Annotated in this window: 27 protein-coding genes and 1 pseudogene; 12 read left to right on the top strand and 16 right to left on the bottom strand. The window is 72.3% G+C overall.

The window, feature by feature from the left end:
- Nucleotides 1–259: 259 nt before the first annotated feature.
- The 6 genes from QF034_RS34855 to QF034_RS34835 form a co-directional block, all read right to left on the bottom strand.
- A complete protein-coding gene (locus QF034_RS34855; protein WP_307178657.1) occupies nt 260–1,408 on the bottom strand; it encodes an LLM class flavin-dependent oxidoreductase in 1,149 nt (382 codons plus the stop codon).
- Nucleotides 1,401–2,492 (bottom strand): LLM class flavin-dependent oxidoreductase, encoded by a 1,092-nt coding sequence (locus QF034_RS34850; protein ID WP_307178656.1) that lies wholly within the window; start codon nt 2,490–2,492, stop codon nt 1,401–1,403. Before QF034_RS34850 ends, QF034_RS34855 begins: the two co-directional genes overlap by 8 nt.
- Nucleotides 2,489–3,862, bottom strand: a complete 1,374-nt coding sequence (locus QF034_RS34845) for an NtaA/DmoA family FMN-dependent monooxygenase (protein ID WP_307178655.1) — start codon at nt 3,860–3,862, stop codon at nt 2,489–2,491. Before QF034_RS34845 ends, QF034_RS34850 begins: the two co-directional genes overlap by 4 nt.
- Nucleotides 3,863–3,882: 20 nt before the next feature.
- Nucleotides 3,883–5,091, bottom strand: a complete 1,209-nt coding sequence (locus QF034_RS34840; protein ID WP_307178654.1) for an LLM class flavin-dependent oxidoreductase — start codon at nt 5,089–5,091, stop codon at nt 3,883–3,885.
- A gap of 112 nt (nt 5,092–5,203) precedes the next feature.
- Complete coding sequence (locus tag QF034_RS41625) at nt 5,204–5,269, bottom strand: putative leader peptide (protein WP_370880979.1); 66 nt, start codon at nt 5,267–5,269, stop codon at nt 5,204–5,206.
- 196 nt (nt 5,270–5,465) lie between these two features.
- The gene (locus QF034_RS34835) at nt 5,466–6,809 is read right to left on the bottom strand and encodes a vanadium-dependent haloperoxidase (protein ID WP_307178653.1); all 1,344 of its coding nucleotides are present in this window, start codon (nt 6,807–6,809) and stop codon (nt 5,466–5,468) included.
- A gap of 556 nt (nt 6,810–7,365) precedes the next feature.
- Between QF034_RS34835 and QF034_RS34830 the strand changes: the two genes are divergently transcribed.
- The 6 genes from QF034_RS34830 to QF034_RS34805 all read left to right on the top strand — a co-directional run bounded on the left by QF034_RS34830 (nt 7,366) and on the right by QF034_RS34805 (nt 11,771).
- A complete protein-coding gene (locus QF034_RS34830) occupies nt 7,366–7,521 on the top strand; it encodes a hypothetical protein (RefSeq protein WP_307178652.1) in 156 nt (51 codons plus the stop codon).
- A 73-nt stretch (nt 7,522–7,594) separates the two neighbouring features.
- Nucleotides 7,595–8,518, top strand: coding sequence for an LLM class F420-dependent oxidoreductase (locus QF034_RS34825; protein ID WP_307178651.1), 924 nt, complete (start codon nt 7,595–7,597; stop codon nt 8,516–8,518).
- Between the two features lie 62 nt (nt 8,519–8,580).
- Entirely contained in the window at nt 8,581–9,405 is an 825-nt protein-coding gene (locus QF034_RS34820) for a DUF1684 domain-containing protein (protein ID WP_307178650.1), read from the top strand.
- Nucleotides 9,406–9,592: 187 nt separating this feature from the next.
- Nucleotides 9,593–10,663 carry a Rieske 2Fe-2S domain-containing protein gene (locus QF034_RS34815; protein WP_307178649.1) on the top strand — a complete coding sequence of 357 codons (1,071 nt, stop codon included), beginning with the start codon at nt 9,593–9,595 and terminating at the stop codon, nt 10,661–10,663.
- Nucleotides 10,660–10,836 carry a hypothetical protein gene (locus tag QF034_RS34810; RefSeq protein WP_307178648.1) on the top strand — a complete coding sequence of 59 codons (177 nt, stop codon included), beginning with the start codon at nt 10,660–10,662 and terminating at the stop codon, nt 10,834–10,836. Before QF034_RS34815 ends, QF034_RS34810 begins: the two co-directional genes overlap by 4 nt.
- On the top strand, nt 10,836–11,771 hold the full coding sequence (locus tag QF034_RS34805; RefSeq protein ID WP_307178647.1) for a PDR/VanB family oxidoreductase: 936 nt from the start codon (nt 10,836–10,838) through the stop codon (nt 11,769–11,771). Before QF034_RS34810 ends, QF034_RS34805 begins: the two co-directional genes overlap by 1 nt.
- A 52-nt stretch (nt 11,772–11,823) precedes the next feature.
- Here QF034_RS34805 and QF034_RS34800 read toward each other — a convergent pair whose 3' ends face one another.
- The 7 genes and pseudogenes from QF034_RS34800 to QF034_RS34770 all read right to left on the bottom strand — a co-directional run bounded on the left by QF034_RS34800 (nt 11,824) and on the right by QF034_RS34770 (nt 18,011).
- A complete protein-coding gene (locus tag QF034_RS34800; protein ID WP_307178646.1) occupies nt 11,824–12,498 on the bottom strand; it encodes a GntR family transcriptional regulator in 675 nt (224 codons plus the stop codon).
- Nucleotides 12,495–13,496, bottom strand: a complete 1,002-nt coding sequence (locus tag QF034_RS34795) for a proline racemase family protein (RefSeq protein ID WP_307178645.1) — start codon at nt 13,494–13,496, stop codon at nt 12,495–12,497. Before QF034_RS34795 ends, QF034_RS34800 begins: the two co-directional genes overlap by 4 nt.
- Nucleotides 13,497–13,501: 5 nt before the next feature.
- Complete coding sequence (locus tag QF034_RS34790) at nt 13,502–14,392, bottom strand: dihydrodipicolinate synthase family protein (RefSeq protein ID WP_307178644.1); 891 nt, start codon at nt 14,390–14,392, stop codon at nt 13,502–13,504.
- Nucleotides 14,389–15,753: an NAD(P)/FAD-dependent oxidoreductase gene (locus tag QF034_RS34785; RefSeq protein WP_307178643.1), complete on the bottom strand. Its 1,365-nt coding sequence runs from the start codon at nt 15,751–15,753 to the stop codon at nt 14,389–14,391. Before QF034_RS34785 ends, QF034_RS34790 begins: the two co-directional genes overlap by 4 nt.
- 58 nt (nt 15,754–15,811) lie before the next feature.
- Nucleotides 15,812–16,102 (bottom strand): annotated as a pseudogene (locus tag QF034_RS34780) ((2Fe-2S)-binding protein); the annotation flags it as partial.
- Nucleotides 16,099–17,253 carry an NAD(P)/FAD-dependent oxidoreductase gene (locus QF034_RS34775; RefSeq protein WP_307178642.1) on the bottom strand — a complete coding sequence of 385 codons (1,155 nt, stop codon included), beginning with the start codon at nt 17,251–17,253 and terminating at the stop codon, nt 16,099–16,101. The gene QF034_RS34775 and the pseudogene QF034_RS34780, both read right to left, overlap by 4 nt.
- Nucleotides 17,254–17,351: 98 nt before the next feature.
- Nucleotides 17,352–18,011 (bottom strand): MmyB family transcriptional regulator, encoded by a 660-nt coding sequence (locus QF034_RS34770; RefSeq protein ID WP_307178641.1) that lies wholly within the window; start codon nt 18,009–18,011, stop codon nt 17,352–17,354.
- A 238-nt stretch (nt 18,012–18,249) separates the two neighbouring features.
- Between QF034_RS34770 and QF034_RS34765 the strand changes: the two genes are divergently transcribed.
- From QF034_RS34765 to QF034_RS34745, 5 genes are all read left to right on the top strand, one after another.
- Nucleotides 18,250–18,909, top strand: a complete 660-nt coding sequence (locus QF034_RS34765; protein WP_307180049.1) for a helix-turn-helix domain-containing protein — start codon at nt 18,250–18,252, stop codon at nt 18,907–18,909.
- 32 nt (nt 18,910–18,941) lie between these two features.
- The gene (locus QF034_RS34760) at nt 18,942–19,472 is read left to right on the top strand and encodes a toxin-antitoxin system, toxin component (RefSeq protein ID WP_307180048.1); all 531 of its coding nucleotides are present in this window, start codon (nt 18,942–18,944) and stop codon (nt 19,470–19,472) included.
- A gap of 138 nt (nt 19,473–19,610) precedes the next feature.
- A complete protein-coding gene (locus QF034_RS34755; protein WP_307178640.1) occupies nt 19,611–19,853 on the top strand; it encodes a hypothetical protein in 243 nt (80 codons plus the stop codon).
- A gap of 189 nt (nt 19,854–20,042) precedes the next feature.
- On the top strand, nt 20,043–21,086 hold the full coding sequence (locus QF034_RS34750) for a GlxA family transcriptional regulator (protein WP_307178639.1): 1,044 nt from the start codon (nt 20,043–20,045) through the stop codon (nt 21,084–21,086).
- Nucleotides 21,083–21,853: a DJ-1/PfpI family protein gene (locus tag QF034_RS34745; RefSeq protein ID WP_307178638.1), complete on the top strand. Its 771-nt coding sequence runs from the start codon at nt 21,083–21,085 to the stop codon at nt 21,851–21,853. Before QF034_RS34750 ends, QF034_RS34745 begins: the two co-directional genes overlap by 4 nt.
- A gap of 163 nt (nt 21,854–22,016) precedes the next feature.
- Here the strand turns inward: QF034_RS34745 and QF034_RS34740 are convergent, their stop codons facing one another.
- Together QF034_RS34740 and QF034_RS34735 are read right to left on the bottom strand one after the other, a co-directional pair.
- A complete protein-coding gene (locus tag QF034_RS34740) occupies nt 22,017–22,694 on the bottom strand; it encodes a 4'-phosphopantetheinyl transferase family protein (protein WP_307178637.1) in 678 nt (225 codons plus the stop codon).
- Complete coding sequence (locus QF034_RS34735; protein ID WP_307178636.1) at nt 22,691–23,563, bottom strand: metallophosphoesterase family protein; 873 nt, start codon at nt 23,561–23,563, stop codon at nt 22,691–22,693. The genes QF034_RS34740 and QF034_RS34735 overlap by 4 nt, the downstream gene beginning before the upstream one ends.
- A 260-nt stretch (nt 23,564–23,823) precedes the next feature.
- Here QF034_RS34735 and QF034_RS34730 point away from each other — a divergent pair, with 260 nt between their 5' ends.
- Entirely contained in the window at nt 23,824–25,005 is a 1,182-nt protein-coding gene (locus QF034_RS34730) for an ATP-grasp domain-containing protein (RefSeq protein ID WP_307178635.1), read from the top strand.
- On the opposite strand, the gene QF034_RS34725 is transcribed toward QF034_RS34730, so the two are convergent.
- On the bottom strand, nt 24,942–25,493 hold the full coding sequence (locus QF034_RS34725; RefSeq protein ID WP_307178634.1) for a cupin domain-containing protein: 552 nt from the start codon (nt 25,491–25,493) through the stop codon (nt 24,942–24,944). The genes QF034_RS34730 and QF034_RS34725 overlap by 64 nt on opposite strands.
- Nucleotides 25,494–25,519: the final 26 nt, after the last annotated feature.

Here is a 25,519-nt window from a genome sequence, read left to right as displayed (position 1 = left end):
CGGGGTGAGCCGACGGGCCGGCACACCCCGAGTCACGCTGCCCTTCTGGTCCTCGCCGAAGGAGACCGGACCAAGGTCGGTGGCCTGCCCGCAGGCCGCGAGCACGGAGACGCGGCCCGACGTGTTCGTGTGCAGGACACGGCCCGCCGGGTCCAGCCCACTGCCGGGGCACGGAGGCCGCCGGAGCGGCGGTGCAGATCGTGGCGTACGGGACGAGGAGAGGTACCTGCTGGGCGCGGCCGGCGCATGCTCCCGGGCATCAGCTCGGCTGGAAGGAGTGACCCCGTCGGCGCCATTCCTCCGCGAGCAGTTCGTATGAACGGACCCGGTCCGTGTGGTCGTGGGTGATCGTCGTGATGAGCAACTCGTCCGCGCCCGTGGCCTCCTGGAGTTGTTCCAACTGGTCGGCCACCCGGCCCGGTGAACCGACGAACTGGGTGTCGAGGCGGTCCTGGACGAGGGCCCGGTCCTCGTCGGTCCATGGATGGGCACGTGCTTCCTGCGGCGTCGGGAACTCGATGGCGCCCTCGGCGGTGCGGATGCTGCGGACCCACGGGCCGTAGCCGGTGGCGAGTTCTCGGGCGGTGGCGTCGTTCTCGGCGACGACGACGTCCGCCGAGACGCTGACGTACGGCTTGTCCAGGAACTCGGAAGGCTGGAAGAAGGACCGGTAGCCCTCCACCGCCTCCAGGACCGTGGCCGGGCTGACGTGGTAGTTCGCCGCGAACCGCAGTCCGTTGCGGCCCGCGACAGCGGCGCTCTGACCACCGCTGCTGCCCAGGATCCACACCTCCACGTCGGCGCCCTCCCCTGGCACGACGTGCGCCTCGACGCCCTCCGGGGAGCGGTAGGTGCCGGCGAGCAGGGCGAGGATGTCGTCGATCTGCTCGGCGTAGTCCTGCGACTCGGCGCCCGGCAGCAGAAGCAGCCTGCGCTGCAGCGCGATGCGGGGGGACCCGAGCAGCTGCTCGAAGGAGAAACGGGGCGGGATCAACAGGCCGTTCGGCGTGTGGCCGTCGACGACCGGGGTCGCCGTCGGCAACGGTGCGGCCGGCTGTCCCGGCGGACGGCCGCCCGAGCGGCCCAGGCCCAGGTCGAAGCGGCCCGGGTGCAGCGCGTCGAGCAGGCCGAACTCCTCCACGGTGGACAGCGCCGTGCGGTGCCCGAGCTGCACGGCCCCGGAACCGAGCCGGATGGTGGAGGTGGCGGATGCGGTCAGCCCCAGGACGACCGCGGGGGACGTACCCGCCACGCCCGGATTGAGATGGTGCTCGGCGAACCAGTAGCGGGCGTATCCGAAGCGCTCGGCGTGCTGTGCGAGGTCGATGGAGCTGCGCAGGGCATCGGCCGCCGTCGATCCGGAGGGGACCGGGACCAGGTCGAGAACACCGAGGGGGATATCAGACATGGACGGACTCCTGGGTGAGCGGGGGCGCCGGAAGCACGGGTCCCCATACGAACGGCGGGTCCGGGATCTCGCGGCGCAGCACGGGGGCGGCCTTGGACTGGAACAGCTCGAGGGAGGCACGGTGCTGGGACTCCGTCAGCCCGCTCGCGTCGGCGTGCAGGTGGAGCACGGTGTGCCCGAACTGTTCGTGGTAGCGGTGCACCTTGTCGATGACCTGTTGCGGGCTGCCGATCAGAGCGGAGCTGCGTTCGACGAAGTCCTCCAGGCTCTCGAAGACGACCGGCAGGCCGGCCTTCTTGAAGAACGCCAGGTTGGACTCGAAGACCGGCCGGTACGCCGCCATCGCCTCCTGCGAGGTGCGGGCGACGTAGACGCCCGCCGTGCCCGCGCCGACGGTGACCTGCGCCGGGTCGTGGCCGTAGTGCTCCCAGCGCTCGCGGTAGTGGCGGATCAACTCGGCATACGGCCCGATGGGGTTGGTGACGTTCGCCGAGAACAGCGGGTCGCCGTAGCGGGCGGCCAGGTCGGCCGACTCCTTGCTGGTCGCGCTGCCGTGCCAGACCCGGACCGGCCGCTGATACGGGCGCGGCCACACCTCGGCGTCCGTCAGCGGGGGACGGAAGCGGGTGTCGGCGGTGACCTTGTCCTGGCGCCAGATCTTCCGGAAGACCTCGTAACTCTCGGCATTGCGGTCCCACTGGTCCTCGGGCGTGACGTGGAACAGGTCGCGCTGAGCGGCGCCGTTGCCCTTGCCGATGATCAGGTCGAGGCGCCCGTTGGACAGGTGGTCGAGGGTGGCGTAGTCCTCGTATGCCCGGACCGGGTCCAGCAGGCTGAGCGTCGTGACGGCCGTGAACAGGCGGATCCGCTTCGTCAGGGCGGCCACATGGCTGAGTACGACGGTCGGGGAGGAGGAGATGAACGGCCGCTCGTGGCGCTCCCCCACGCCGAAGCCGTCGAAGCCCAGCTCCTCGGCGAGCAGCGCGTTGCCGAGTACCTCGCGGAAGCGGTCGTGGGTGGACTTCTGCACCCCGGTGACGGGGTCCGGGCGGTGCACGATGAGTGTGATGGCGAGGAATTTCACGACGCCACCCCCTCGTCGGACCCCTCGTCCGGGTGGGCGAGGCCGAGGTGGTGGCGGAGGGTCGGGCCCTCGTAGTCGGTGCGGAAGACGCCCTGTTCCTGTAGGAGCGGTACGACCTGGTCGGCGAAGTCGTCGAGGCCGGTGGGGGTGATGTGCGGGACGAGGATGAAGCCGTCACTCGCGTCCGCCTGGACGTACTCGTTGATGGTCCGGGCGACGGTCGCCGGTGATCCGATGAAGTTCTGGCGGTTGCCCGTCTCGATGACCAGGTCGCGGATGGACCAGTTGTGGGCGGCGGCGAGCTCACGCCACTCGCGGGCGGTGGCCAGCGGGTCACGGTACATGCGGACCTGGGCGCGGCCCTTTGAGATGTGGTCGGCGCTGACGTCCGGGTCGATGTCGGGCAGCGGGCCTTCGGGATCGTAGGAGGACAGGTCCCGGTTCCAGACGAACTCCAGGTGCTTGAGGGCGGTGGCCCCGCTGACCTGCTGTCGGCGCACCTCCCTGGCCAGTTCCCCGGCCTCTTCGTCCGTGTCGGCGAGGACGAAGCTCGCGGCGGGCAGGATGAGCAGTTCGTCTTGGCGGCGGCCGTACTTGGCGAGGCGGCTCTTGACGTCCGTGTAGAAGGCCTGGCCGCCCTCCAGGGTGGCGTACCGGCTGAAGATGGCGTCGGCGGAGGAGGCGGCGAACTCGCGGCCCTCGTCGGAGTCACCGGCCTGGAAGACGACCGGGCGGCCCTGCGGTGAGCGCGGGACGTTGAACTGGCCATGGATGTCGAAGTGTCGCCCGCTGTGGGCGAAGGAGCCGGCCTTCGCGTCGCGCAGGAAGACGCCCGCGGCCTGGTCGGCGAGGATCTCGTCGCCGTGCCAGGAGTCGAAGAGCTCGTTCGCCGTGGCCAGGAACTCCTTGGCGCGGGAGTAGCGCTCCGACTGGGGCAGGAAGCCGCCGCGGCGGAAGTTCTCGCCGGTGAAGGCGTCCCAGGAGGTGACGACGTTCCAGGCGGAGCGGCCGCCGGAGAGGTGGTCGAGACTGGCGAACTGGCGGGCCACCTCATAGGGCTCGTTGAAGGTGGAGTTGATGGTGCCGGTCAGGCCGAGGTGCTCGGTGACGGCCGCGAGCGCGGTGAGGACGGTGAAGGTGTCGGGGCGGCCGACCACGTCCAAGTCGTAGATCTTCCCGCCCTGTTCGCGCAGGCGCAGGCCCTCGGCAAGGAAGAGGAAGTCGAACTTGGCGCGTTCGGCGGTCTGTGCGAAGTGGACGAAGGAGCTGAACTCGATGTGACTGCCCGCCTTCGGGTCGCTCCACACGGTGGTGTTGTTGACGCCGGGGAAGTGTGCGGCCAGATGGATCTGCTTCAGCGGCTTGCTCATGTCGGTGCGGTCCTTCCGGCTCAGGCGGCGGCGTAGCGGTTGGCGGGGCGGGGCAGGCCCAGCAGGCCGCGTAGGGTGTCGGCCTCGTAGGCGGTGCGGAAGGCGCCCCGGTCCTGGAGTTCGGGGACCAGGCCCTGGGTGATGGCGGGCAGGTCGTGTCCCGCGACCGCGGGGCGCAGTCGGAAGCCGCTCAGGCCTGATTCCGCCCATTCCTGGAGCAGATCGGCGAGTTGAAGGGGCGTACCGGCGAAGATGCGCGCGTCGCTCGTGTACGGCTCGCCCGCGAGGGCGTCGAGCCGTGCGCGTCGGTCCTCGGCGGCGCTCTGGTCGTCGTCGAGGAAGACCACCACGTCACCGAAGAGGTGCAGGAGTTCGCCCGAACGCCCGGCCGCCGCCTGTTCGGCGCGGATCTCGGCGACGATCGCGCGGGCCTGGTCGGTGTCGTGCGGGGTGACGTAGCCGATGTCGGCCTGGCGGGCGACCAGCCGGTAGGGGACGGTCTGGTGGGCGAGGGCGGTGACCAGCGGCTGGCCCTGCGGCGGGCGCGGGGTGATGGACGGGCCCTTGACGCTGAAGTGACGGCCCTCGAAGTCGATGTGGTGCAGCTTGTCGCGGTCGACGAAGCGGCCGGTGGCGACGTCCCGGATCTCGGCGTCGTCCTCCCAGCTGTCCCAGAGCCGGCGCACCACCTCGATGTAGTCGGCAGCCTCGTCGAACAGATCGGTGAGGCGTTCCTGCCCGGTCGGCGTCCGCAACCCCTCCAGGCTGATCGGCGGGAAGGTGCGGCGGCCGAAGTGGTCGGCTTCGTGCGGTCGGGCGGAGATCTGCACCCGCAGGCCCGCGCGGCGGGTGCTGACGTAGTCGAGGGTGGCGATCGCCTTGGAGATGTGGAACGGCTCCGTGTGGGTGGCGATCACCGTCGGCACCAGGCCGATGTGCCGGGTGAGGGGAGCGATGCGGGAGGCGATCAGTACGGCGTCGAGGCGGCCGCGCACCTGGTCGGTGCGGCCGTCCGGCTCGCCGTAGTGCGAGGACTGCAGGCCGAGGCCGTCCTCCAGGGTGACGAAGTCGAGCAGGCCGCGCTCGGCCTCGGCCACCAGGTCGGCCCAGTATCCGGCGGTGAAAAGGTCCCGGGGGCGGGCGACTTGCTCACGCCAGGAGGCGGGGTGCCAGCCGGTGCCGTCCAGGGCGACGGCAAGGTGCAGGGGGGAAACGGGAGTTGAGGACACGAGGGTGCCTTCCTGGAGTCCGTACGAGATCGCCGGCCCGCGGACAGGGGGCGCACGGCGGATGGCGACCGAAGGGAGACGGGGGTCCCCCGGCCGAAGGCCGGGGGGAGGGTCAGGACCTACAGAGGGCGCCGGCCACGCGCTGGAGGTCGATGTGGGGCCGGCCGTGGAGGCGCACGGCGCTCAGTACACGTGTCACGCGGCCCACCTCCACGTCATCGCCTTCGACAAGGGCAACGGCACAGCTGTGCCGTTTCTTCCAGGACGGCGCCCTGGCGCACCCTGCGACGGCTCCGAGTGGGCTCTGTACGACACCCGCACCGACCCGACGGAGATCCAAGTGAGCGCCACGACGCCGGTGAGCGAACGGAGAGTCAGCGCGGAGCCAAGAGCCGTCCCGCGTCGTGCAGGACGTACCGTGCCACGTTCGTGCCGAGCGTGATCCCCGCCTCGTCGGCCGACCTCGTGTGGATACCGGAGAAGACCCGGGCGTCGACGTTTTCGTCCGATAGCTGCTTCCAGGTGGTGTAGGTCCGGGTCACGCCCGGCGCGGTGGGGCTGGTCAGTGCGAACGGGGCGCTACGCGGACCTGCGAGCGCCGACAGGACGGTCTGCGCGGCGCCCGCGTAGGTGGTGTGGCCGCTCGGGTAGTCCGGATGCGCCGGGGTGGTGTGCAGCGGCGTCCAGCCGAGGTCGGGTTCGATCGCGCCCGTTCGGATCGCGGTCACGGGACGCCAGCGTTCATAGGCGTACTTGCTGTCGGAGGTGGCGATCTGCGTGTCCACCAGCGCCACATGGAACAGAGCGACCAGCCGCGCCTGCCCGGCGATCCCCTGATGTGTGCGGGAGAGCGCCACGCGCAGCGGCTCGGTATAGAGGGTGAGGGAGGAGCCGAGCCAGAAGGTGGCGGTCTCGGTCTGGCGAGCGCTGCGCACCGCGCTGTCCGCAGCGCCGTACGCCCGTACCTCCGCGAGGTCGGCGGCATAGCGCCGTGAGTCCAGGGCGGGCGGCGGGGCGAGCCGGAACTGGCTCTGCGTCCTGAGCAGGAACGGCTTGGCGACACGGTTGCCGTACTGGGCCGCCGGCGCGTGGTCGGGTGGCGTCGGCTGCCACACGCCCGGCGCCGCGGGCTTGACGGGATAGGGCGCGTTGACCGCGGCGGGGCCGAGACCGTCGCCCTCCCGCGACGCGAGGACGATGTCCGCCTGCCGCTCTCCCACCGCGACACCCCGCTCCTCGGCCGGGCCGTCGGGAATCGCGTCGAGAGTCTCCTTGAACTTCGCGTCGAGCTGCTCCGTTCGGCTCGGGGCCAGCGTCACCAGCGCGCGGTGTACAGCCCCGGCGAGCGCCGCCTCCTGATACGCACCGCGGTCGACGCCGGCGGGCACGCTCCGGGTGGCCCGGGCAGCCGCGAGCCAACCGATGGCCCATGTGCGGCTGTTGGTGATCTGGGTGGACGCCCCGGCCGTCGCGATGGTCTCGGCTGTCGCGTCGTACCAGGCGAGAGCCGTGGGCGTACGTCCGGCCGCCGAGGCCTGCGGAACGGTGACGGACGCGGCCAACAGCGCCGCCGCGCCCAGGACGAAGAGGGCGGGCCGGGTTCTGGTCGAACTCACGTGTTCTCCTGGGGCTGGTGGGGTGAGGAAGTCGTCACGGTCCGCGTCGGGGGCGTGGAAGCGGGAGATGTCGATGCCAGGCAGGACCGTGGACCGGGCCATGAGGGTTTCCTTCACGGCAGAGCGGACGCGCACGCCTCACAACTACGCCCGAGGGCGGGCTGGTTGAGGGACGCGAGAAGGCTGCAGTCAGAAAGAGAAGAGCGAGATCGCGAGCCGTCGAACGGCGATCAGCAACAGACCTCGTCGAACTGGTCGGCGCGGCGGCTCACCCAGAACGGGTCGAGCAGCACCGTGTGCGCCGGGCCAGTGGTCTCCATGGCCGGATCAAAGCACAACGGGAAAGATGCGTCCACCATGCGTCCCAGCGGATGAGATGGCCTTCGCCCTGTTCGACCTTGACACTCACAGGGGCGGGCGACGGCTCATCACCTGGCGGATCCGGTGGGCCGAGTCGGCGCGGTGGAGCGGGCGGCCTTCGTCGCAGCGTCCACGAGCACCACCGGGATCGCGCCCGTCGTCCCGGTCACGTACGCCGAACCATTCCACGTCTCCGCCCAGTTGGCGCCCCCTGTACCGCGTCTCCGCTGCTCGCGCCGGGCGGTGGTGACGGAGGAGGAGCGTCCCGAGGCGGCCCGCGCCCGGGGGGCGGCCGCCCTTGGCGGCTCGTGGCGTACGGCTGCATCCGCTGGTGCTGGACGAGGACCTGCCCGTCCTCTCCGGCCTCGTGCTGCCGACCCGGTCCGAGCGGCGCCTCTTCACCCGTCGGCTGCCCGGTACGTCCCTGCGCTCAGCCCCTTCCACTCAGGACTGAGTACACATGACTGACAAGAAGCTGTCACACACGGACAGGAATGCGGGTCCGGCCGGCGCCCGTTCTGACTGACATGACTGTTGGAGTAGCGCTCAACGCGTCCGACGCGCCGAACCAGGTCGACGCCACCGTAGAACTGGCCCGGGAAGCAGCGGAGTTCGCTCTCACGTCGGCCTGGTTCGGGCAGACCTTCGGCGCGGACTCACCTCAGCTCGCGGCGATCGTCGGGCGGGAAGTGCCCGCACTTCAGGTCGGCACCTCCGCGATCCCTGTCTTCGGCCGCCACCCGCTGCTGGTCTCCAGCCAGGCCCAGACCGCCCAGGCCGCGACCCACGGCCGCTACCACCTCGGTCTGGCGCTGGGCACGAAACTGCTGACGGAGGCCGGCTTCGGCCTGCCTTTCGAACGCCCCATCGCCCGGCTGCGTGAATTCCTCACAGCCCTGCGGCAGTTGACCGAGACCGGCACGGCCGATTTCCACGGTGAGCTGCTCACCGCGGCCACCCCGATCCCTGCGCGGGTACCGGGTGCCGAGAGCGGTGTCCCCCTGCTGATCGCCGCGATGGGGCCGCAGGCGCTGCGGGTCAGTGGTGAGCTGGCCGACGGGATCCTGCCCTACCTGGCAGGACCGCGCGCCCTGGCGGAACACATCGTGCCCGCCCTGACCACCGCGGCCGAGGCCGCCGGCCGTCCCGCGCCCCGGATCGTGGCCCTGGTGCCCGGCGTGGTCACGGACGACGTGGAGGCGGTGCGGGCGAAGGCCACCGAGAACCTCGCGTTCTACGAACGGATCCCGTCCTACGCGCGGGTCATCGAACTCTCCGGCGGCCGGCGGGCCGCCGACCTGGCCGTGATCGGCGACGAGAAGACCGTCGAGGCCGAGGTACGCCGTTACCGCGACGCCGGCGCCACCGAGGTCGTGTTCTCGGGCACCGAGATCGCGGGAGAAGCCGACCGGCGACGCACCTGGCGACTCCTCGGCGAACTGGCCCGCTGAGCACGCCGGTCGAACCGACGGACCGACCGGCCCCCCTGCACCCTCTGGACGAAGGAGAACCCATGACCACCGAGGCCACCACGACCGACTTCCATGCCTTCACGGAGAACTGGCTGGAGTGGTACCGCGCCCAGGAGGACCGGCTCGCCGACCCGCACGGGTTCCTGGCGATCACCGGCCTGCACTGGCTCGACGACCGGTCCCAGCGCTTCCCGGACGCGCCCGGTGCGTGGCGCACCGGCCCCGACGGGGTCGTCGTAGACCTCGACGACGGCGAGGAACTGGTCGTCGACGGAACGCCGGTGAACGGTGAACACCGCTTCGGCGTGCTTCCCGAACGCGGCAGTGTCGACGCCGTCTGGGGAGACGCCGTCATCGAGGTCGCCAGGCGCGGCGGGCACGACATCGTGCGCCCCAGGCACCCGGACGCGCCGCTGCGCACGGCCTTCACCGGAACGCCCGCCTACGCCCCCGACCCGCGCTGGGCCGTGACGGGCCGCTACATCCCCTTCGACACGCCACGACCGACCACCGTGGGCGCCGCGGTCGAGGGCCTTGAGCATGTGTACGACGCTCCGGGCAGGGTCGAGTTCGAGCTGGACGGGCGCCCCCTGTCGCTGACCACGTTCCCCGGCCACGGCGCGGGCCGGCTGATGGTGCTGTTCACCGACGAGACTTCCGGGGTCACCACCTACGCAGCCAACCGGTCCCTCGCCCTGGAGCCGCCCGCCGCCGACGGTACGGTCGTCCTGGACTTCAACCGCGCCGCGAACCTGCCGTGCGCCTACACGGACCTGGCCACCTGCCCGCTGCCCCCGGCCGAGAACAGGCTGCCGGTGGCGATCGAGGCCGGCCAGAAGATTCCCCGCGAGCGCGGCGGTTCCTGAGCCGGACCCGGAGCCGGTCCGATCGCCCCGGCGTCAAGCCCCGGCTCGCAAGGCCCTGACCAGCCCTTCCGCAGAGACGCTTCCGCCTGACGGAAGCCGTCTTGCGCGGCGACCGCAGCCGTCACGACCCTGAATCCAACCACGGCACGCGGGGCGACGGCGCCCCGCCGACAGGGACGGGAACGCCATGCCCCACATGACCGCCTTCGCCAGGAACCAGTGGTACGTCGCCGCCTACAGTCACGAGGTCGGGCGGGAGTTGCTCGGACGGACGATCCTCGGTGAGACGCTCGTGCTCTACCGGACCGAGGAGGAGGGCACGCCGGTCGTGCTGCACGACCGGTGTGTGCACCGCCGGTACCCGCTGTCCGAGGCCCCGACGCGCCTCGACGGCGACCGGATCGTGTGCGGGTATCACGGGTTCACGTACGACACGACCGGTACGTGCGTGTACGTGCCGGGGCAGAAGCGGGTGCCGCGCACGGCCCGGGTCGCCTCCTACCCGGTCGTCGAGCAGGACTCGCTGATCTGGGTGTGGATCGGCGACCCGGCGCTCGCCGATCCGCAGAGCATCCCGCGGGCCAGGCACCTCGACTCCCCCGGCTGGGTCACCGTGCGCGGCATGGAGCCCATCGACTGCGACTACGGACTCCTCGTCGACAACCTCCTGGACCTGTCGCACGAGACGTATCTGCACGGCGGCTACATCGGCACCCCCGAGGTCGCCGAGACGCCGATCACGACGGAGGTCGACGAGGGCGCCGGGATCGTCCGGGTGAGCCGGCACATGGACGACGCCGAGTGCCCGCCCTTCTACGCCAGGTCCACCGGCATCGAGGGGCGGATCACCCGCTGGCAGGACATCGAGTACCACGCGCCCTGCCTGTATCTGCTGCACAGCCGCATCGCCCCGGTCGGTGTGCTGCCCGAGCCGGACGGCAGCGACCCGAACGGCTTCCACACCGAGATCACGTACGCGATCACCCCGTCCGGCGACGGCAAGGTGTACGACTTCTGGGCCGTCTCGCGCGACTGGGCGATCGACGACGCCGAGGTCACCGAGTTCCTGCGCGGCAACAACCACACGGTCGTGATGCAGGACGTCACCGCGCTCAACCTGCTCCAGAAGACCCTCGGCACCGAGCGCACCGGCTACCAGGAGCTGAGCATCAGCATCGACACCGGTGGTCTGGCCGCCCGCCGTATCCTCGCCCGGCTGGTGGAGCAGGGCGAGAAGCCGGTGGAGAAGGTCCAGTGACGAGCCCGACCGGCGAGATCTACCGCATCGACTGGCTGCCCGGCACCGACGTCCTGCACGGCACCTGCCACTGCGGCCGTGAGCACACCGCGCAGGACCCGGTGGAGATGTGGGAGTGGATGCTCGCCCACCCGCAGGGGCATGACGTCGACGAGCCGCAAGGGAACAGCTGATGAGCGTGTACGAAGCCGAACTCGTCGTCGAGCGGCGTGAGTTCGCCGCCGACGGCGTGCTCGCCCTCACCCTGCGCCACCCGCTCGGCGAGCCGCTCCCGGTGTGGGAGCCGGGCGCGCACATCGACGTCGTGCTCGGCCCCGGGCTGGAGCGGCAGTACTCGCTGTGCGGCGATCCGGCTGACCGGTCGGCCTGGCGGATCGCGGTGCTGCGCGAGCCGGACGGCCGGGGTGGTTCGGCGCATGTGCACGAGCAGGTGGGGCAGGGCGACAAGGTCCGGGTGCGCGGGCCCCGTAACAACTTCGGCCTGGAGCCCGCCCCCCGCTACCGTTTCGTCGCGGGCGGCATCGGCATCACCCCGATCCTGCCGATGCTGGCGGCGGCCGAGGCGGCGGGCGCCGAGTGGACGCTGCTGTACGGCGGGCGCACCCGCCGGTCGATGGCGTTCGGCGAGGAACTGGCCCGGTACGGCGACCGGGTGACGATCGCGCCCGAGGACGAGACGGGGCTGCTGGACCTGCCCTCGGTGCTGGACGACGTACCCGAGGGCACGCTCGTCTACTGCTGCGGCCCCGGGCCGCTGCTGGACGCGGTCGAGGAGCGCTGCCCGTCCGGAGTGCTGCGCGTCGAGCGGTTCCGGCCGAAGGAGCAGGAGACGGGCGGCACCACCGAGTTCGAGGTGGAGCTGGCGCGGAGCGGCAGGACACTCACCGTGGCTCCGGACGTGTCGGTCCTGGACGCCGTGCGCGAGGCCGGTGTCGAGGTGCTCTTCTCCTGCACCGAGGGCACCTGCGGCACGTGCGAGACCGACGTGCTGGAGGGCGAGCCGGACCATCGTGACTCGGTGCTCACCGACGACGAACGCGCGGCGGGCGAGACCATGCTCATCTGTGTGTCCCGCTGCCGCGGCAAGCGGCTCGTGCTGGACCTCTGACCCGCCGTCGGCCCCCGCCGTCCCGGTCCGGCACCGGGACGGCGAGCAGGCGTCAGGGACCTGCGGGTCCTGCCCACAGACCCCGGACGTGCCCGAGATGCCGGGTCATCACCGTCCGTACGGCGTCCTCGTCCCGGGCGAGCAGCGCGTCCAGGATCTCCAGGTGCTCCTCCGCCGACGCCTCCAGCCGCCCCTGCTCGACGAGCGCGGTCAGTCCGTACAGCCGGGAGCGGCGTCTGAGGTCCCGTACGACGTCGACGAGATGGCCGTTGCCCGCGAGGGCCAGCAGGCCGAGGTGGAAGCGCAGGTCGGCCTCGACGTAGGCGATGAGGTCGCCGGCCGCTGCGGAGGTGACGATCTCCTGGGCGACCGGCCTGAGTGCCTCCAGCGCCACCGGGTCGGCCGTGGCCGCGAGACTCGCCGTCGTGGGGATCTCGATCAGCGCCCGGATGTGGGTGTACTCGTCCAGTTGCCTCTCGGAGACGGCCGTGACCCGGAAGCCCTTGTTGGGCACGGTGGCGACGAGGCCTTCCTTGGCGAGGTCGAGCATGGCCTCGCGCACGGGGGTGGCGGAGACGCCGAAGCGGGTGGCGAGGCCGGGGGCCGAGTAGACCTCGCCGGGGAGCAGCTCGCCGGCGATCAGTGCGGCCCGCAGCGCGTCCGCGACCCGCTCCCGGTGGCTGGGTTTCCTGCTGCCCAGCACGGGCAGCGCGGGTGTGCGGCTCACAGGACGAACCCCGCCGGGAACGGGTCCTCGGGGTCCAGCAGGTACTGGGCGGTGCCGGTGATCCAGGCGCGTCCGGTGAAGCTGGGCAGCACGGCCGGGCGGCCGGCCACCTCGGTGGTGCCGAGCAGTCGGCCGGTGAACCGGGTGCCGATGAAGGACTCGTTCACGAACTCGGTGTGCAGCGGGAGTTCACCGCGGGCGTGCAACTGTGCCATGCGGGCGCTGGTGCCCGTGCCGCAGGGCGAGCGGTCGAACCAGCCGGGGTGGATGGCCATGGCGTGCCGGGAGTGGCGGGCGGTCGAGCCGGGGGCGGCCAGGTAGACGTGGTGGAGGCCGTGGATGGACGGGTCCTCCGGGTGGACGGGCGGGTCCTCGGCGTTGACGGCGGCCATGAGGGACAGGCCGGCCCTGAGGATGTCGTCCTTGCGGGACCGGTCGAAGGGCAGGCCGAACCGCTCCAGCGGCAGGATGGCGTAGAAGTTGCCGCCGAAGGCGAGGTCGTACGTCACCGTCCGGCCGTCGGCGAGGGTGGCCTCGCGGTCGAGGTCGACGGCGAAGGAGGGCACGTTCCGCAAGGTGACCGACGTGGCGACCCCGTCCGCCACGGCCACCTCGGCGACGACCGGGCCCGCCGGGGTGTCGAGCCGGATGGTGGTGACCGGCTCGGTGACCTCGACCATGCCGGTCTCGACGAGGACGGTCGCCACGCCGATCGTGCCGTGCCCGCACATCGGCAGATAGCCGGAGACCTCGATGTAGACGACGCCCCAGTCGCAGTCGGGGCGGGTCGGCGGCTGGAGGATCGCGCCGCTCATGGCGGAGTGGCCGCGCGGCTCGTTCATCAGCAACTGCTTGATGTCGTCGCGGTGTTCGCGGAAGTACAGCCGCCGCTCGTTCATGGTGGCGCCGGGGATGGTGCCGATGCCGCCGGTGATCACACGGGTCGGCATGCCCTCGGTGTGCGAGTCGACGGCGTGCAGGACGAGTCTGCTGCGCATGATCCCTACGACAATCCGGCCGCGACGGCCTTCTCGGTGGCGGACCGGACGGCGGCCTCCTGCTCGGGCAGCAGCGGCATGCGCGGCGGCCGGCAGGGTCCGCCGTGGCGGCCGACCAGGTCCATGGAGAGTTTGATGGCCTGGACGAACTCCACCCGCGAGTCCCACCGCAGCAGCGGATGCAGCTGCCGGTACAGGGGCCGCGCGGTGTCGAGGTCGCCGTCGACGGCCGCGTGGTACAGCTCGACGGACGCCTGCGGCAGCGCGTTCGGGTAGCCGGCCACCCAGCCCTTCGCGCCCGCGACTGCCAGCTCCAGCAGGACGTCGTCCGCGCCGATCAGCAGGTCGAGTTCGGGGGCGAGTTCGGCGATGCGGTAGGCCCGCCGGACGTCTCCGGAGAACTCCTTGACCGCCCGGATGTACCCCTCGCCGTGCAGCCGGGCGAGCAGCTCCGGCACGAGGTCGACCTTGGTGTCGACGGGGTTGTTGTACGCGACGACCGGCAGGCCCGCCTGCGCGACCTCGGCGTAGTGGGCGAGGACGGAGCGCTCGTCGGCGCGGTAGGCGTTCGGCGGCAGCAGCATCACCGCCCGGCAGCCCGCCTCGCCCGCCTGCTCGGCCCAGCGCCGGGACTCGGCGGACCCGTACGCGGCGACGCCGGGCATGACGCGCTGCCCGCCGATCGCGGCGACGGCCGTTTCGACGACCCGGGCGCGCTCCTCGGGGGTGAGCACCTGGTACTCGCCGAGGGAGCCGTTCGGCACGACGCCGTCGCAGCCGTTCTCGACCAGCCAGGCGCAGTGCTCGGCGTACTTGTCGTAGTTCACGGAGAGGTCGTCGTTCAGCGGGAGCGCCGTGGCGACGAGGACGCCGCGCCAGGGGCGGTGGTCGGTCATGACAGTTCCTCCTGGGAGTGTTGCCGTGCGAGGACGCCGAGCGGTACCGGACGGGCGAACGGCCTTCTGGACGGGGAGGGCGGGCAGCCGGCGAGACCCGCGACGGCGGCTGCGCACATCCGGCCCTGGCACCAGCCCATGCCGGCCCGGGTCAGCAGCTTCACGGTGCGCTCGTCACCCGCGCCGAGGTCCAGGGCGTCGCGCACGGCACCGGCGGTGACCTCCTCACAGCGGCAGACCACGGTGTCGTCGGTGACCTGCTCGGGCCAGTGCGCGGGCGGCACGTAGGCGGCGTCGAGGGCGGCTGCCGAACTGCTGAGCTTCGTACGGGCCTTGAGGGCGGCTGGGGCCGGGTCGGGGGCGGTGCCGCGCAGGAACGCGGCGGCGGAGCACCCGGCGATGTGCCCCTCGGCGAGGGCGAGGGCCGCGCCGCCGATACCGGTGGACTCCCCGGCCGCCCACACGCCGGGTACGTCCGTGCGCTGCTCGGCGTCGACGGCCACGGCGAGCCCGTCCAGGCCGCAGCCGATGCCCTCCGCCAGATCGGTGTGCGGGAGCATGCCGTGGCCGACGGCCAGGGTGTCGCAGACCAACTGCCGCTCCGTGCCGGGCCGGACGCGTCCGGCGGTGTCGAGGGCGGCGACCGTGACGCCGGTCAGCCGGTCGTCGCCGTGGGCGCGGACGACGGTGTGGCGGGCCAGCACCGGCACGCGGTGGCGCAGCAGCCGGGCGGCGTATCCGGCTCCTTCGGGGAGCTTGCCGGCCAGGGCGAGGCCGTGGCGGGCCAGGCGCCCGGGGCCGGTGGACTCGACGAGCGCGGCGACCTCGACGCCCGCTGCCGCGAGCCCGGTCGCCACGGGCAGCAGCAGCGGCCCGGTCCCGGCCACGACGGCCCGGCGCCCCGGCACCACAAGGCCGCCCTTGAGCATGGCCTGGGCGCCCCCGGCGGTGACGACGCCCGGAAGGGTCCAGCCGGGGAAGGGCAGCACGTGTTCGTATCCGCCGGTGGCCAGGAGCACGGCACGGGCGTGCACCTCGGCCGGTTCTTCCTGTTCCGGGCCGAGCAGCGCGTGCACGGTGAAGCCGCCGGACTCGCGTTCCACGCACCACACGTGATGATCCGTCAGCACGCGTACGGAACTGGCTGCGAGGCCGTCCCTCAGCCGCTCCCAGGTCCGCCACCGGTGGTGCAGCGCCTCGGGCCGTCCGGCTGCGAGCCCGGCGGCGGGCTGCCGGTAGAACTGCCCGCCGGTCTCCGTCGCCGCGTCGACGAGGGCGACCCGCGTGCCGCGCGCGGCGGCCGCCAGGGACGCGGCCAGCCCGGCCGGTCCGGCGCCGATCACCGCGAGCTCAGTCCGCATGACCGTCTCCCCCGTCGTTCGCCCCGTGGTCGCCCGTCCCCTCGTGGCCCGCCTCCGCATGGCCCGTCCCCTCCTGCGTGCCGATCACGTCACCCGGCCGCACCGCGAGCAGGCAAGCGCGTTGGTTGGGGCGGCCGTTGACGGTCACCAGGCAGTCGAAGCAGACGCCGATCCCGCAGAACACCCCGCGCGGGCGGCCCTCGCCCCGGGTGGTGCGCCAGGAGGTGACGCCCGCCGCCCACAGCACGGCGGCGACCGTCTGACCGGGCAGCGCCTCGACCGGCCGCCCGTCGAAGGTGACCGTGAAGGCGGGGCCGGGTCTGGCCCCCGCCAGCTCCAGGGGATTCACTCGGCCTCCTTGGGAAAGCGGTCGGGCCGGAACGGGCCGAGATCCAGGTCGGGCGTCCGCCCCGTCAGCACCTGGGCGATCAGCTGCCCGGTGCCGGTGGCCAGACCGATGCCCGCGCCCTCGTGCCCGCAGGCGTGCAGCAGTCCGGGCGCCCGGGGGTCGGGGCCGATCGCGGGCAGATGGTCCGGCAGATACGGCCGGAAGCCGGCGTACGTCCGCATGGCCCGGACACCGGCGAGGAACGGGAAGAGCCGCGTCGCGCCCGCCGCCAGCGCCCGCAGCGCCGGGAGCGACAACGACCGGTCGAAGCCGACCCGTTCGCGGCTCGCGCCGATGAGCACCGGCCCGGCGGGCGTGCCCTCGACCACCGGGGAGGTCTGGAGGGCCGCCGAGTCGCTGGCGACGTCGGCCACGTAGTCGGCGGCGTACACCTTGTGCCGGATCCGGGGCGGCAGCGGCTCGGTGACCAGGACGAAACCGCGCCGGGGCAGCACCGGCAGCGACACCCCGGCGCGGGCCGCCACCTCGCCGCCCCAGGTGCCGGACGCGTTGACGACCGCCGGGGCGTGGACGTCGCCCCGGTCGGTCCGCACGCCGCGCACCGCACCGTCGGAGCCGCGCAGCACCCCGGTCATCTCACGGCCGGTGAGCAGCCGGGCGTTCGAGGCGCGCAGCAGGTGCGCCGCCGCCAGGGCGGGCATCACCTGGGCGTCCTGCGGGTAGTGCACGCCGCCCGCGAGGCCGGGGGCCAGGTACGGCTCCAGGTCGGGGAGCCGGTCCGGCGGCACCGGGACCGCCTCCACCCCGGCCGCGCGCTGCCCGGCGGCGAGCCTCTCCAGCCCGGCCAGCGCTTCGCCGGTGCCGGCGACGACGACCCCGCCCTTGGCCTGGTACTCGACCGCCTTTCCCAGCCCCTCCTCGGCCAGTCCGGCCCACAGCCGGGCGGACAGCAGGGCCAGGTCGAGCTCGGGGCCGGGTTCCTTGTCGGAGACGAGGAGGTTGCCCTCTCCCGCGCCGGTCGTGCCGCCGGCCACCGGGCCGCGGTCCAGCACGACGGTGTCCAGGCCCGCGCGGGCCGCGTACAGGGCACAGGCGGCGCCCACCATTCCGGCTCCGACCACCACGACATCGCAGGTCAGCGGCTCGCTCACGGCAGTACTATGTCACACACCACATCGCCTGGGAATGGGGGCGAACGCCGGCGACGCGCGATGTGGTGCTGCGGTGACAGGGGTGAAACCGGCGGAGCTCAGTCGGCCGCCGGGACGACCCTCAGGTGGGAGGCGGTACGGCGCGTCCGGCGGTCCCGGGACGGGGTGCGGCGGGCCTCGCGCAGCACGAACGTGAGCCGGGCGCAGCCCAGTTCGTCGAGCGTCCTGGACGTCTCGACGACGATCCGGCAGTCGGTGGCGCCCCAGCGCGGATCCGGGTGCAGCAGCGGCCGTACGGCACCGTCCTGCTCGACGGCGCTCTCGCCGACCGAGCGGATCCAGTGCGGCAGGCCGTGCCGGTAGGCGGCCTCCATGATCGGGTCCTGGGCGATGTCGCGGCGGATGGCCTGGAGGCCGTGGTCGGGACCGTGGCTCTCCACGGTCCGCGCGAAGTGCGCGAGCATCGGCAGGCACCAGCTCGCCTCGTGCTCGCCGAGCACCGTGGGGGCGTCGGGGTGGAACAGCACGAACCTGAGGAAGTTGTCGCCCGGCATAGCCGTCGGGTGCGGGCCGACGCCACCGAAAAGTGACCGGAAGGCGCTGTTGGCCAGCACCACGTCCCAGCAGTGGTCGACGACGAGCGAGGGGAAGGAGACGGCCTCCAGAAGCCCGGCGTAGTCCTCCAGGTAGGCCTGGACATCGGAAGTCTGGGGGACGGGCCGCGGTGCCGGCCGCTGCCCTCCTGCCTGATATGCCATCGGGAGGTCACCCCTCTTGCCCGTGCGGCCCTGACGCGGCGCCCCGATCCTGGTGCCCGGAGCTGAGGCGTGTCAACTATCGTGGCATTTCGTGCTGGTTGACGGCTGAAATTGGCCACAGTTGTGGCGAGACCTGGATGTGAGTTCGAACCACCGGCTACGCTCCGGGAAGTTCACGCCGGGGTAGGTCACGGCATCCACTTGTGAGAAGCCTGTGAGAGACGTAGGAGATCTGTCGGTGGCGGGTGGCTTCGTCGAAGGTCCGGGCGCCACGCCGACGGCCGTGCTGGCGGCCGTCGTCTCCCGTGTCTCCGCGCTCGCCGACCGGCTCGGCGTGCCGCACGCCGAGGTCTTCGACATCGGCCGGCTGTCCGTCGCCTCCGGCGTCCCGGAGCCCGTGGTCAAGGCCCTGCTCGGCGGCCGGCCGGCGGGCGAGCCCGATGTGCAGGCCCGGTTCCTCCAGCGCCTGGACCTGCTGCGCCGGACCCGGCTCAAGCCCAACGGCCGCAAGTACACCCAGCAGGAGATCGCCGACGGCGCGGGCATGTCCCGGCAGCAGGCCGGTGCCCTCATCAACGGCGACCGGCGGCCGACCATGGAGCACTGCGACGCCCTCCAGCGTTTCTTCCGGGTGCATGCCGGGTTCCTCACGGCCGAGGACCCCGAGGCACTGGTGAGCGCCCTCCAGCACACCGAGCAGGAGCTGCTCCAGAAGCTCGCCGACCGCGAGCGGGAGGCGGCCGCGGCGGCCGACGACCCGCTGGAGCGGCTGTTGCAGGACCACGGCGTGCGCGGCATCGCCTGGCGGGCCGCGCAGCTGCCCACCGACCAGCACCGCGACAAGGTGGCGGAGTGGCTGGACATGCTCCTGGAGAGCGTCAAGCGGCCCGAGTCGTGACCGTGGGGAGAACTGTGGGCATCGGTAAGGAAATGCGCCGCCTGTGCGGCGAACTGGTCGCGGAGCTGACCCTCCCCGCGCCGGCGCGGCCCGAGGAGCTGTACGCCGCGCTGTGCGACGCCATGAGCAGACGCCGGGGCCGCCCCGTCCACTTCCGTACGGCCGCCTTCCCGCCCGGGACCGCGAGCGGGCTGTGGCTCGACATGGCCGAGCAGGACCTCGTCGTGATCGAGGAACGCACAGCTCCCGATCACCAGTTGGTGATCCTGGGGCACGAGCTGTGGCACATGAAGGCGGGGCACTGCTCCCACCACGTCGAGGGCGCCGCCGTCGCGGCCCGGCTGCTCCACGACGGCGCCGACCTCCAGGAGACGGTGCTGAAGGTCGCCGCGCGCACCCGCTTCGACCTCGACGAGGAGAAGGAGGCGGAGAGCTTCGGGCTGCTGCTGGCCAGCAAGTGCCGGGCGTGGCTGGCGGGTTCGTCGTCGCGGGGCCCGGTGCAGCGGGACCACCTGGCGGGGCGGATCGAGGCGTCGCTGGGATATCCGGGGTCGCAGGGCTGAGGTGGGGTTCCGCCTCCGCCGAGCGGGCGAACCGACGGGCGACGGGGCCGGATTGTCAGTGGTGGGCGGCAAGCTGGAGGTGCGCCCCTTGTGTGCGGGGCGCGCGACCGATGACTCCGACACGGGGAGAGCCGACCGATGCCCACCGCCGTACTGACCGACCGCGAACGCACCGCCGTCCAGGCCTATCTGCGGCTGCTGCACACGGTCCGGGCCGCCTTCGACCTGGAGCCGGGCCCGCCCGGAGCCTCCCGGCCCCCGGTCGTCCCGCCCGCCGTCCTCGCCGAGGCGGAAGAGGCCCTCGAACGAGCGGGCCTCACCGGCAACGAGGAGTCATTCTTCCGCCTCCTCCAGAACTGGTGCCCGGAGCCGGGGCCCTGACGTGACGCCGGCAGCGGGGCCGGGCCCGATCACCGACGGCCCGGCCCCCGAGCGGAGGGCGCGACCCGCAGTTGGCCGTACCTCTCGGCATCGGGTTCAGGAACCGCCGGAGCGGATCTGCCTGAGGCCTCCTGTCCGGTCGAGGCACGCCCCTGCGGGAGCCCGACGAGAGAATCGATGCTGCGGGGTGTGCGCTTGAATCAGGACGGGAACAACCACAGGCACCGGCGAGGCGACCAGCGGCGCGTTCTCATCGTCGCCTACGACAACGCGCAGATACTCGACATCGCCTGTCCCAGCGGCGCCTTGGACATCGCCAACCGGTACGGCGCGCAGCCGCCCTACGCCATCGAACTGGGCACCCTCGGCCGCCGGGCTGCCCGAAGCTCGGCCGGGATTCTGCTGACACCCGGGCAGAGCCTGGAGGCGGTGGTGGGACGCCTGGACACACTGATCGTCGTGGGCGGCATCGGCTGTGAAGAGGCGGCGACGGACGAGCGCTTACTGGACCAGGTGCGGCGGCTGGCCGCACACAGCCGGCGTGTGGCCTCCGTCTGCACCGGCGCCCACGTGCTGGCCGCTGCCGGACTGCTCGACCGCAGACGGGTGACAACCCACTGGGGATGGGCAGACCGGCTCGCAGAGCGCCACCCGGACGTGGCAGTGGACGCACGTCCCCTCTACATCCGCGACGGAAACGTCTACACCTCGGCCGGGGTCACCAGCGCCCTCGACCTGACACTGGCCCTGATCGAGGACGACCACGGCCCGACCCTCGCCCGGACCGTCGCCCGCGAACTGGTCACTCATCTGCACCGGCCCGCCGACCAGGCCCAGATATCGATGTTCCTTGCCGCACCACCGCCGGAAGACCGGCTGGTACGGGACCTGTTGGGCCATATCACCGGCCACCTGGCCGAGGACCTCAGCCCTGCGGCTCTGGCGGCCCGGGCGGGGGTCAGCCCCCGGCACCTGACCCGTCTGTTCACCGCGCACCTCGGTACAACTCCCGCGCGGGCCGTACGCGTGGCACGCACCGAAGCGGCGGCGCACCTCGTGCGCTCCAGCGCACTGTCCATGGCAGCGATCGCCCGGCGCTGCGGATTCCGGTCGACGGAGACGCTGCGGCAGGCGTTCCTCGACCACTACGGGGTCACGGGGGACAGACTTCGCAGGATGCCGGACATGCCACCCCCACATGCCGCACCGAGGCAGAAGACTCCCGGCCCATGAGCCATTCCACGACACGCAGAAACGTCCTGCGCGGGACCGTGGCCACCGCCGCGCTCGCGGCCACGGCTGCAGCCGCCCGGACCGAAGCGGCGTACGCGGCCCCGCACGGCGGCGCGACGGGCCCGAACATCGGCATCCTGCTGTACGACGGCTACAGCCTGCTGGACCCCACCGGCCCGGCCGAGGTCCTGTCCCGGCTGCCGGACGCCACCGTGACCATGATCGCCGAGAAACGCGGAGCCGTCCGCACGGACACGGCAGACGTGGCCGTGGTCGCCGAGCGCTCCATCGCCGAGGTCGACCGTCTCGACGTCCTCCTGGTGCCAGGCGCGGGCAACCGCGGAACCACCGGTGCGATGAACAACCAGGTGCTCCTGCGCTGGATCCGCAAGATCCACCGCCACACCCGGTGGACCACCTCCGTCTGCACCGGCAGCATCGTCCTCGCCGCGGCCGGCCTGCTGGACGGCCGGGAGGCGACGACCTACTGGGCCTCCGCCGACTACCTCCAGTCCACGTTCGACGTCACCTACCTGCCCCAGCGCTACGTACGCTCCGGAAAGATCATCACCGCGGCCGGGGTATCGGCGGGAATGGACATGGCCCTGTACCTCGCGTCCCTGGTCGCGGACGAAGACACGGCCAGAGCCATCCAGCTCGCCGTCGAATACGACCCCCAACCCCCCTTCGACTCCGGCAACGCCTCAGACGCCAGTCCCCGACTGAAGCAGCGTGCACTGCAGTTGCTCGCCGCATCACAGGTTTAGGGGACGCGGACGCTTGTGCGCATGAGCCGAGGAACGGGCTGTACCACGCGGCGCAGCCTCTCTGACTGAGCGCTTCAGTTGGCCGGCCAGGCCCCAGCCGGCCACCGACAGCCGGGCCCTGGGTCGGGCGAGGGCCCGCACGCCGGCCCGATGATCGCCGGAATCAGCCGTTCGGTACGGCGATCGCCGTCGTGACCAGGCCGTGGTCGGTGGTCCACCGGCCGTCGAAATGGTCCAGGCGGCGGTCGCCGACCCGGGGGCCGGGGACGAGGAGCGTGGCGCGGAACGTGCCGCGCGGTCGGTCGCCGGGGTCGGGGGAGAGTTCGATGTCGGCCTCCGTGAAGTCCAGCCACTTGCCGGTGAGGGGGAACCACGCCTTGTAGACGGCCTCCTTCGCGCTGAACAGCAGCCGATCCCAGTGGACGTCGGGGCGCTGCGCCGCCAGGTGCCGCAGGCGCTCGGTCTCGGACGGGAGGGCCACGGCGGGCAGGACGCCCTCGGGCAGCGGCCCGTGGGTCTCGGCGTCGATGCCGAGGGAGGCGAGGTCGGCCGCACGGACCAGGGCGGCGGCGCAGTAGCCGTCGCAGTGGGTCATGCTGCCGGCCAGCCCGGCCGGCCAGCGCGGGGCGCCGCGCTCCCCGGGCAGGACCGGCTGCGGCGGCACGCCGAGCTTCTCCATGGCCCGGCGGGCGCAGGAGCGGACGGCGGCGAACTCCCGGCGCCGCTTGGCGACCGCCCGCGTCACGAGCGCCGCCTCCTCGGGGTACAGCGGGGCGTCCGCGCCCTCGTCGCCGTACGCCTCCACGGTGACGACGGTCTGTGGCAACAGTTCCCCGATCACCGCTCCTCGCCCTCTTCCGGTTCCGGTTCCGGCAGGATGCGCCGCAGCCGCCCCGGCTCCCCGGCTCGCTTGCGCCACTCCCGGGGGTAGCCCACCGACACCTCCTCGAAGCGCACGCCCTCGTGCCAGGTGGTGCGGGGGATGTGCAGGTGGCCGTAGACCATCGCGCGGACGCGGAACCTGCGGTGCCAGTCGGCGGTCAGGCCGGTGCCGCACCACATGGCGAACTCGGGGTGCCACAGGACGTCCATCGGGTGCCGGTGCAGCGGGTAGTGGTTGACCGGGATCACGGGCAGGCCGTCGGGCAGTTCGGCGAGTCTGCGTTCGGTCTCGGCGACCCGGGCCCGGCACCAGGCCTCCCTGCTCGGGTACGGGTCGGGGTGCAGCAGGTACTCGTCGGTGCACACGATGCCCGTGCCCTGGGCGTACGCCAGGCCCTGCTCCTTGGTCGCGCAGTCGTCCGGCAGCAACGAGTAGTCGTACAGGAGGAAAAGCGGCGCGACGGCGACGGGGCCGCCGGGGCCGTCCCAGACGGGGTAGGGGTCCTCCGGTGTCGTCACGCCGAGGTCCCGGCACAGTTCGACCAGGTGGTCGTACCGGGCGACGCCGCGCAGGGTGACGGGGTCGCTCGGATGGGTCCACAGCTCGTGGTTCCCGGGCACCCAGACGACTTTGCGGAAGCGGCCGGCGAGCGTCTTGAGGGTCCAGCGGACGTCGGCCACGGTCTCGGCGACATCGCCGGCCACGAGCAGCCAGTCGTCGTCCGTCCCGGGCCGCATCCGTTCGACCAGCGCGCGGTTCTCCGGGTAGCCGATGTGCAGATCGCTGATGGCCAGCAGTTGTCCGGCGCCACCGGCCGTCGACGTCACTCCTCGTCCCCCTCCGCGTCCCGACGCGAACGCCACCACGAGATCACATCACCGCGCCCGGGGACAAGGGCGGCCGGACGGCCGGGGATCGTCAATCCGTAACCCGCGCGTTGCACGACAGGGCCCGCCGAGGCCGTATGATCTGGCCCAACACCACCGCTGAAAACTTCCCTCTCGCAGGGGCGGTTTGGTGTCCCTCCATTCATCCTGCCCGGGCACGGGCTGCTGAGCCCTGCCCGCGAACCGGAAAGGCGGCCTGCATGGTCTCTCGCGTACGCGTCTGGCTCAACCGCACGTACGCGGAGAACGTGTTCTTCATGGATCAGCTGCGGAGAAATCCCAGCGACCGGGCCGTCGAGATCCATGCGACGCACGGCGACCCCGACTCCCCCGTGCTGGCCGCCGCCGACACCGCCGAGCTGGAACCCGAGAACCTCTCCCCCGCCGGGTACGTCGAGTACGCGCTGGACCAGTGCGCGCGGCGCGGTATCGACGTGTTCGTGCCCCGGCTGCACCAGTCGGCGATCGTGGCGCATCGCGCCGAGTTCGAGGCGGCCGGTACGGCGGTGCTGGCACCGCCGCCCGAGGCGGTGGCCGTCTTCCACGACAAGGTGATCGCCTACGAGGCGGTCCAGGCGATCGGCGTGCCGGTGCCGCCGTGGTGGCGGGTCCGGTCGGGTGACGAACTCGTCGCCGCGGTCGAGGAGTTGGAGGCCGCCGGGCACAAGGCGTGCTTCAAGCCGGCGTCCGGGGCGGGCGGGGTGGGCTTCCGCGTGATCACGCGCGCGCCCTTCTCGATGATGCACCTGAGCGGGTTCCCGAGCCCGTACGTGCCGCTCGACCTGGTGCTGGAGGCGCTGGAGCGGGCCGAGGAACAGGTCGACTGGCTGGTGATGCCGCGCCTGGAGCAGCCCGAGGTGTCGGTGGACTGCCTGACGGGTCCGGACAACCGGGTCCGGCTGGCCGTCGGCCGCACCAAGAACGGCCGCCGCCGGGGCTTCACGCTGCACGAGCAGTGGCTGGACCCGGCCCGGCGGATCGCGGAGGGCTTCGGTCTGCACTACCTGTCCAACATCCAGTTCCGGATGTTCGGCGACCGGCCGGTCCTGATGGACGTCAACACCCGTCCGGCCGGCGGCCTGCACCAGCTGTCGCTGTGCGGTGTCAACGCCCCCTGGGCCGCCGTCCAGCTGGCGCTCGGCGAGGACCCGGGCGAGGTGGTCCCGCCCTTCCTGGGCCAGGACTACACGGTCGTGTCGGGGCCGCGTCCGCTGCGGCCGGTGCAACTGCCGCAGCAGCGGCCGGAGGTCGCGGAGCCGCTGTCGGCGGTAGCCGCGCAGGTTGCCGCCGGACCGGTCGAGTCCGTCGGGGCGGCGGCTCAGGCGGCGCCGCTCCCGGGCCTGGCCGCGAGCGCCGCGCGCCACACCGGGCTGTCGACGTAGTGGTTGTCGAAGCGTTCCGAGGAGTCCTTGATCTCCTGCGGGTCGGCCTCGCCGCGCATCACCCGGCCCAGTAGCCGGAGATAGTCGAAGCGCCCCGCGCCCGGGGTGAAGACGAACAGCACATCGGCTGTCGCACCGGGCGCGGCGGCGAAGGCGTGCGGGGTGTTCGGCGGCACCAGAAGGAAGTCGCCGGCCTCCAGCACGGTGATCTCCTCGCCCACCAGCACCTGGAGGGCGCCGTCGATCACGTAGAACATCTCGGACGCCTTGGTGTGCAGGTGGGCGGGCGCACCGACCGCGCCCTCGGCGAACGTCGACCGGTAGCTGGTCAGCCGCCCGCCGGTGTCCCCGGAGTCGGCGAGGAGGGTCATCACGCTGCTGGGGTCCCGCGTCGTCTCGGCCTCGGCGGCACGGGTGAGAACCGGCGGGAAGCCGCCGGTGTCTGACGTCCCGTCGGTGTGTCCCGTCTCGTTCTGCGTCGTCGTCATGACCATGACCGTACCGAGCCGGGCGA

This window comes from Streptomyces africanus (assembly GCF_030816955.1).
In the GTDB taxonomy this organism is placed as follows: Bacteria; Actinomycetota; Actinomycetes; order Streptomycetales; family Streptomycetaceae; genus Streptomyces; species Streptomyces africanus.
Note: the sequence above shows the minus strand (reverse complement) of the source record. Positions and strands in the feature narration are given on the sequence as shown.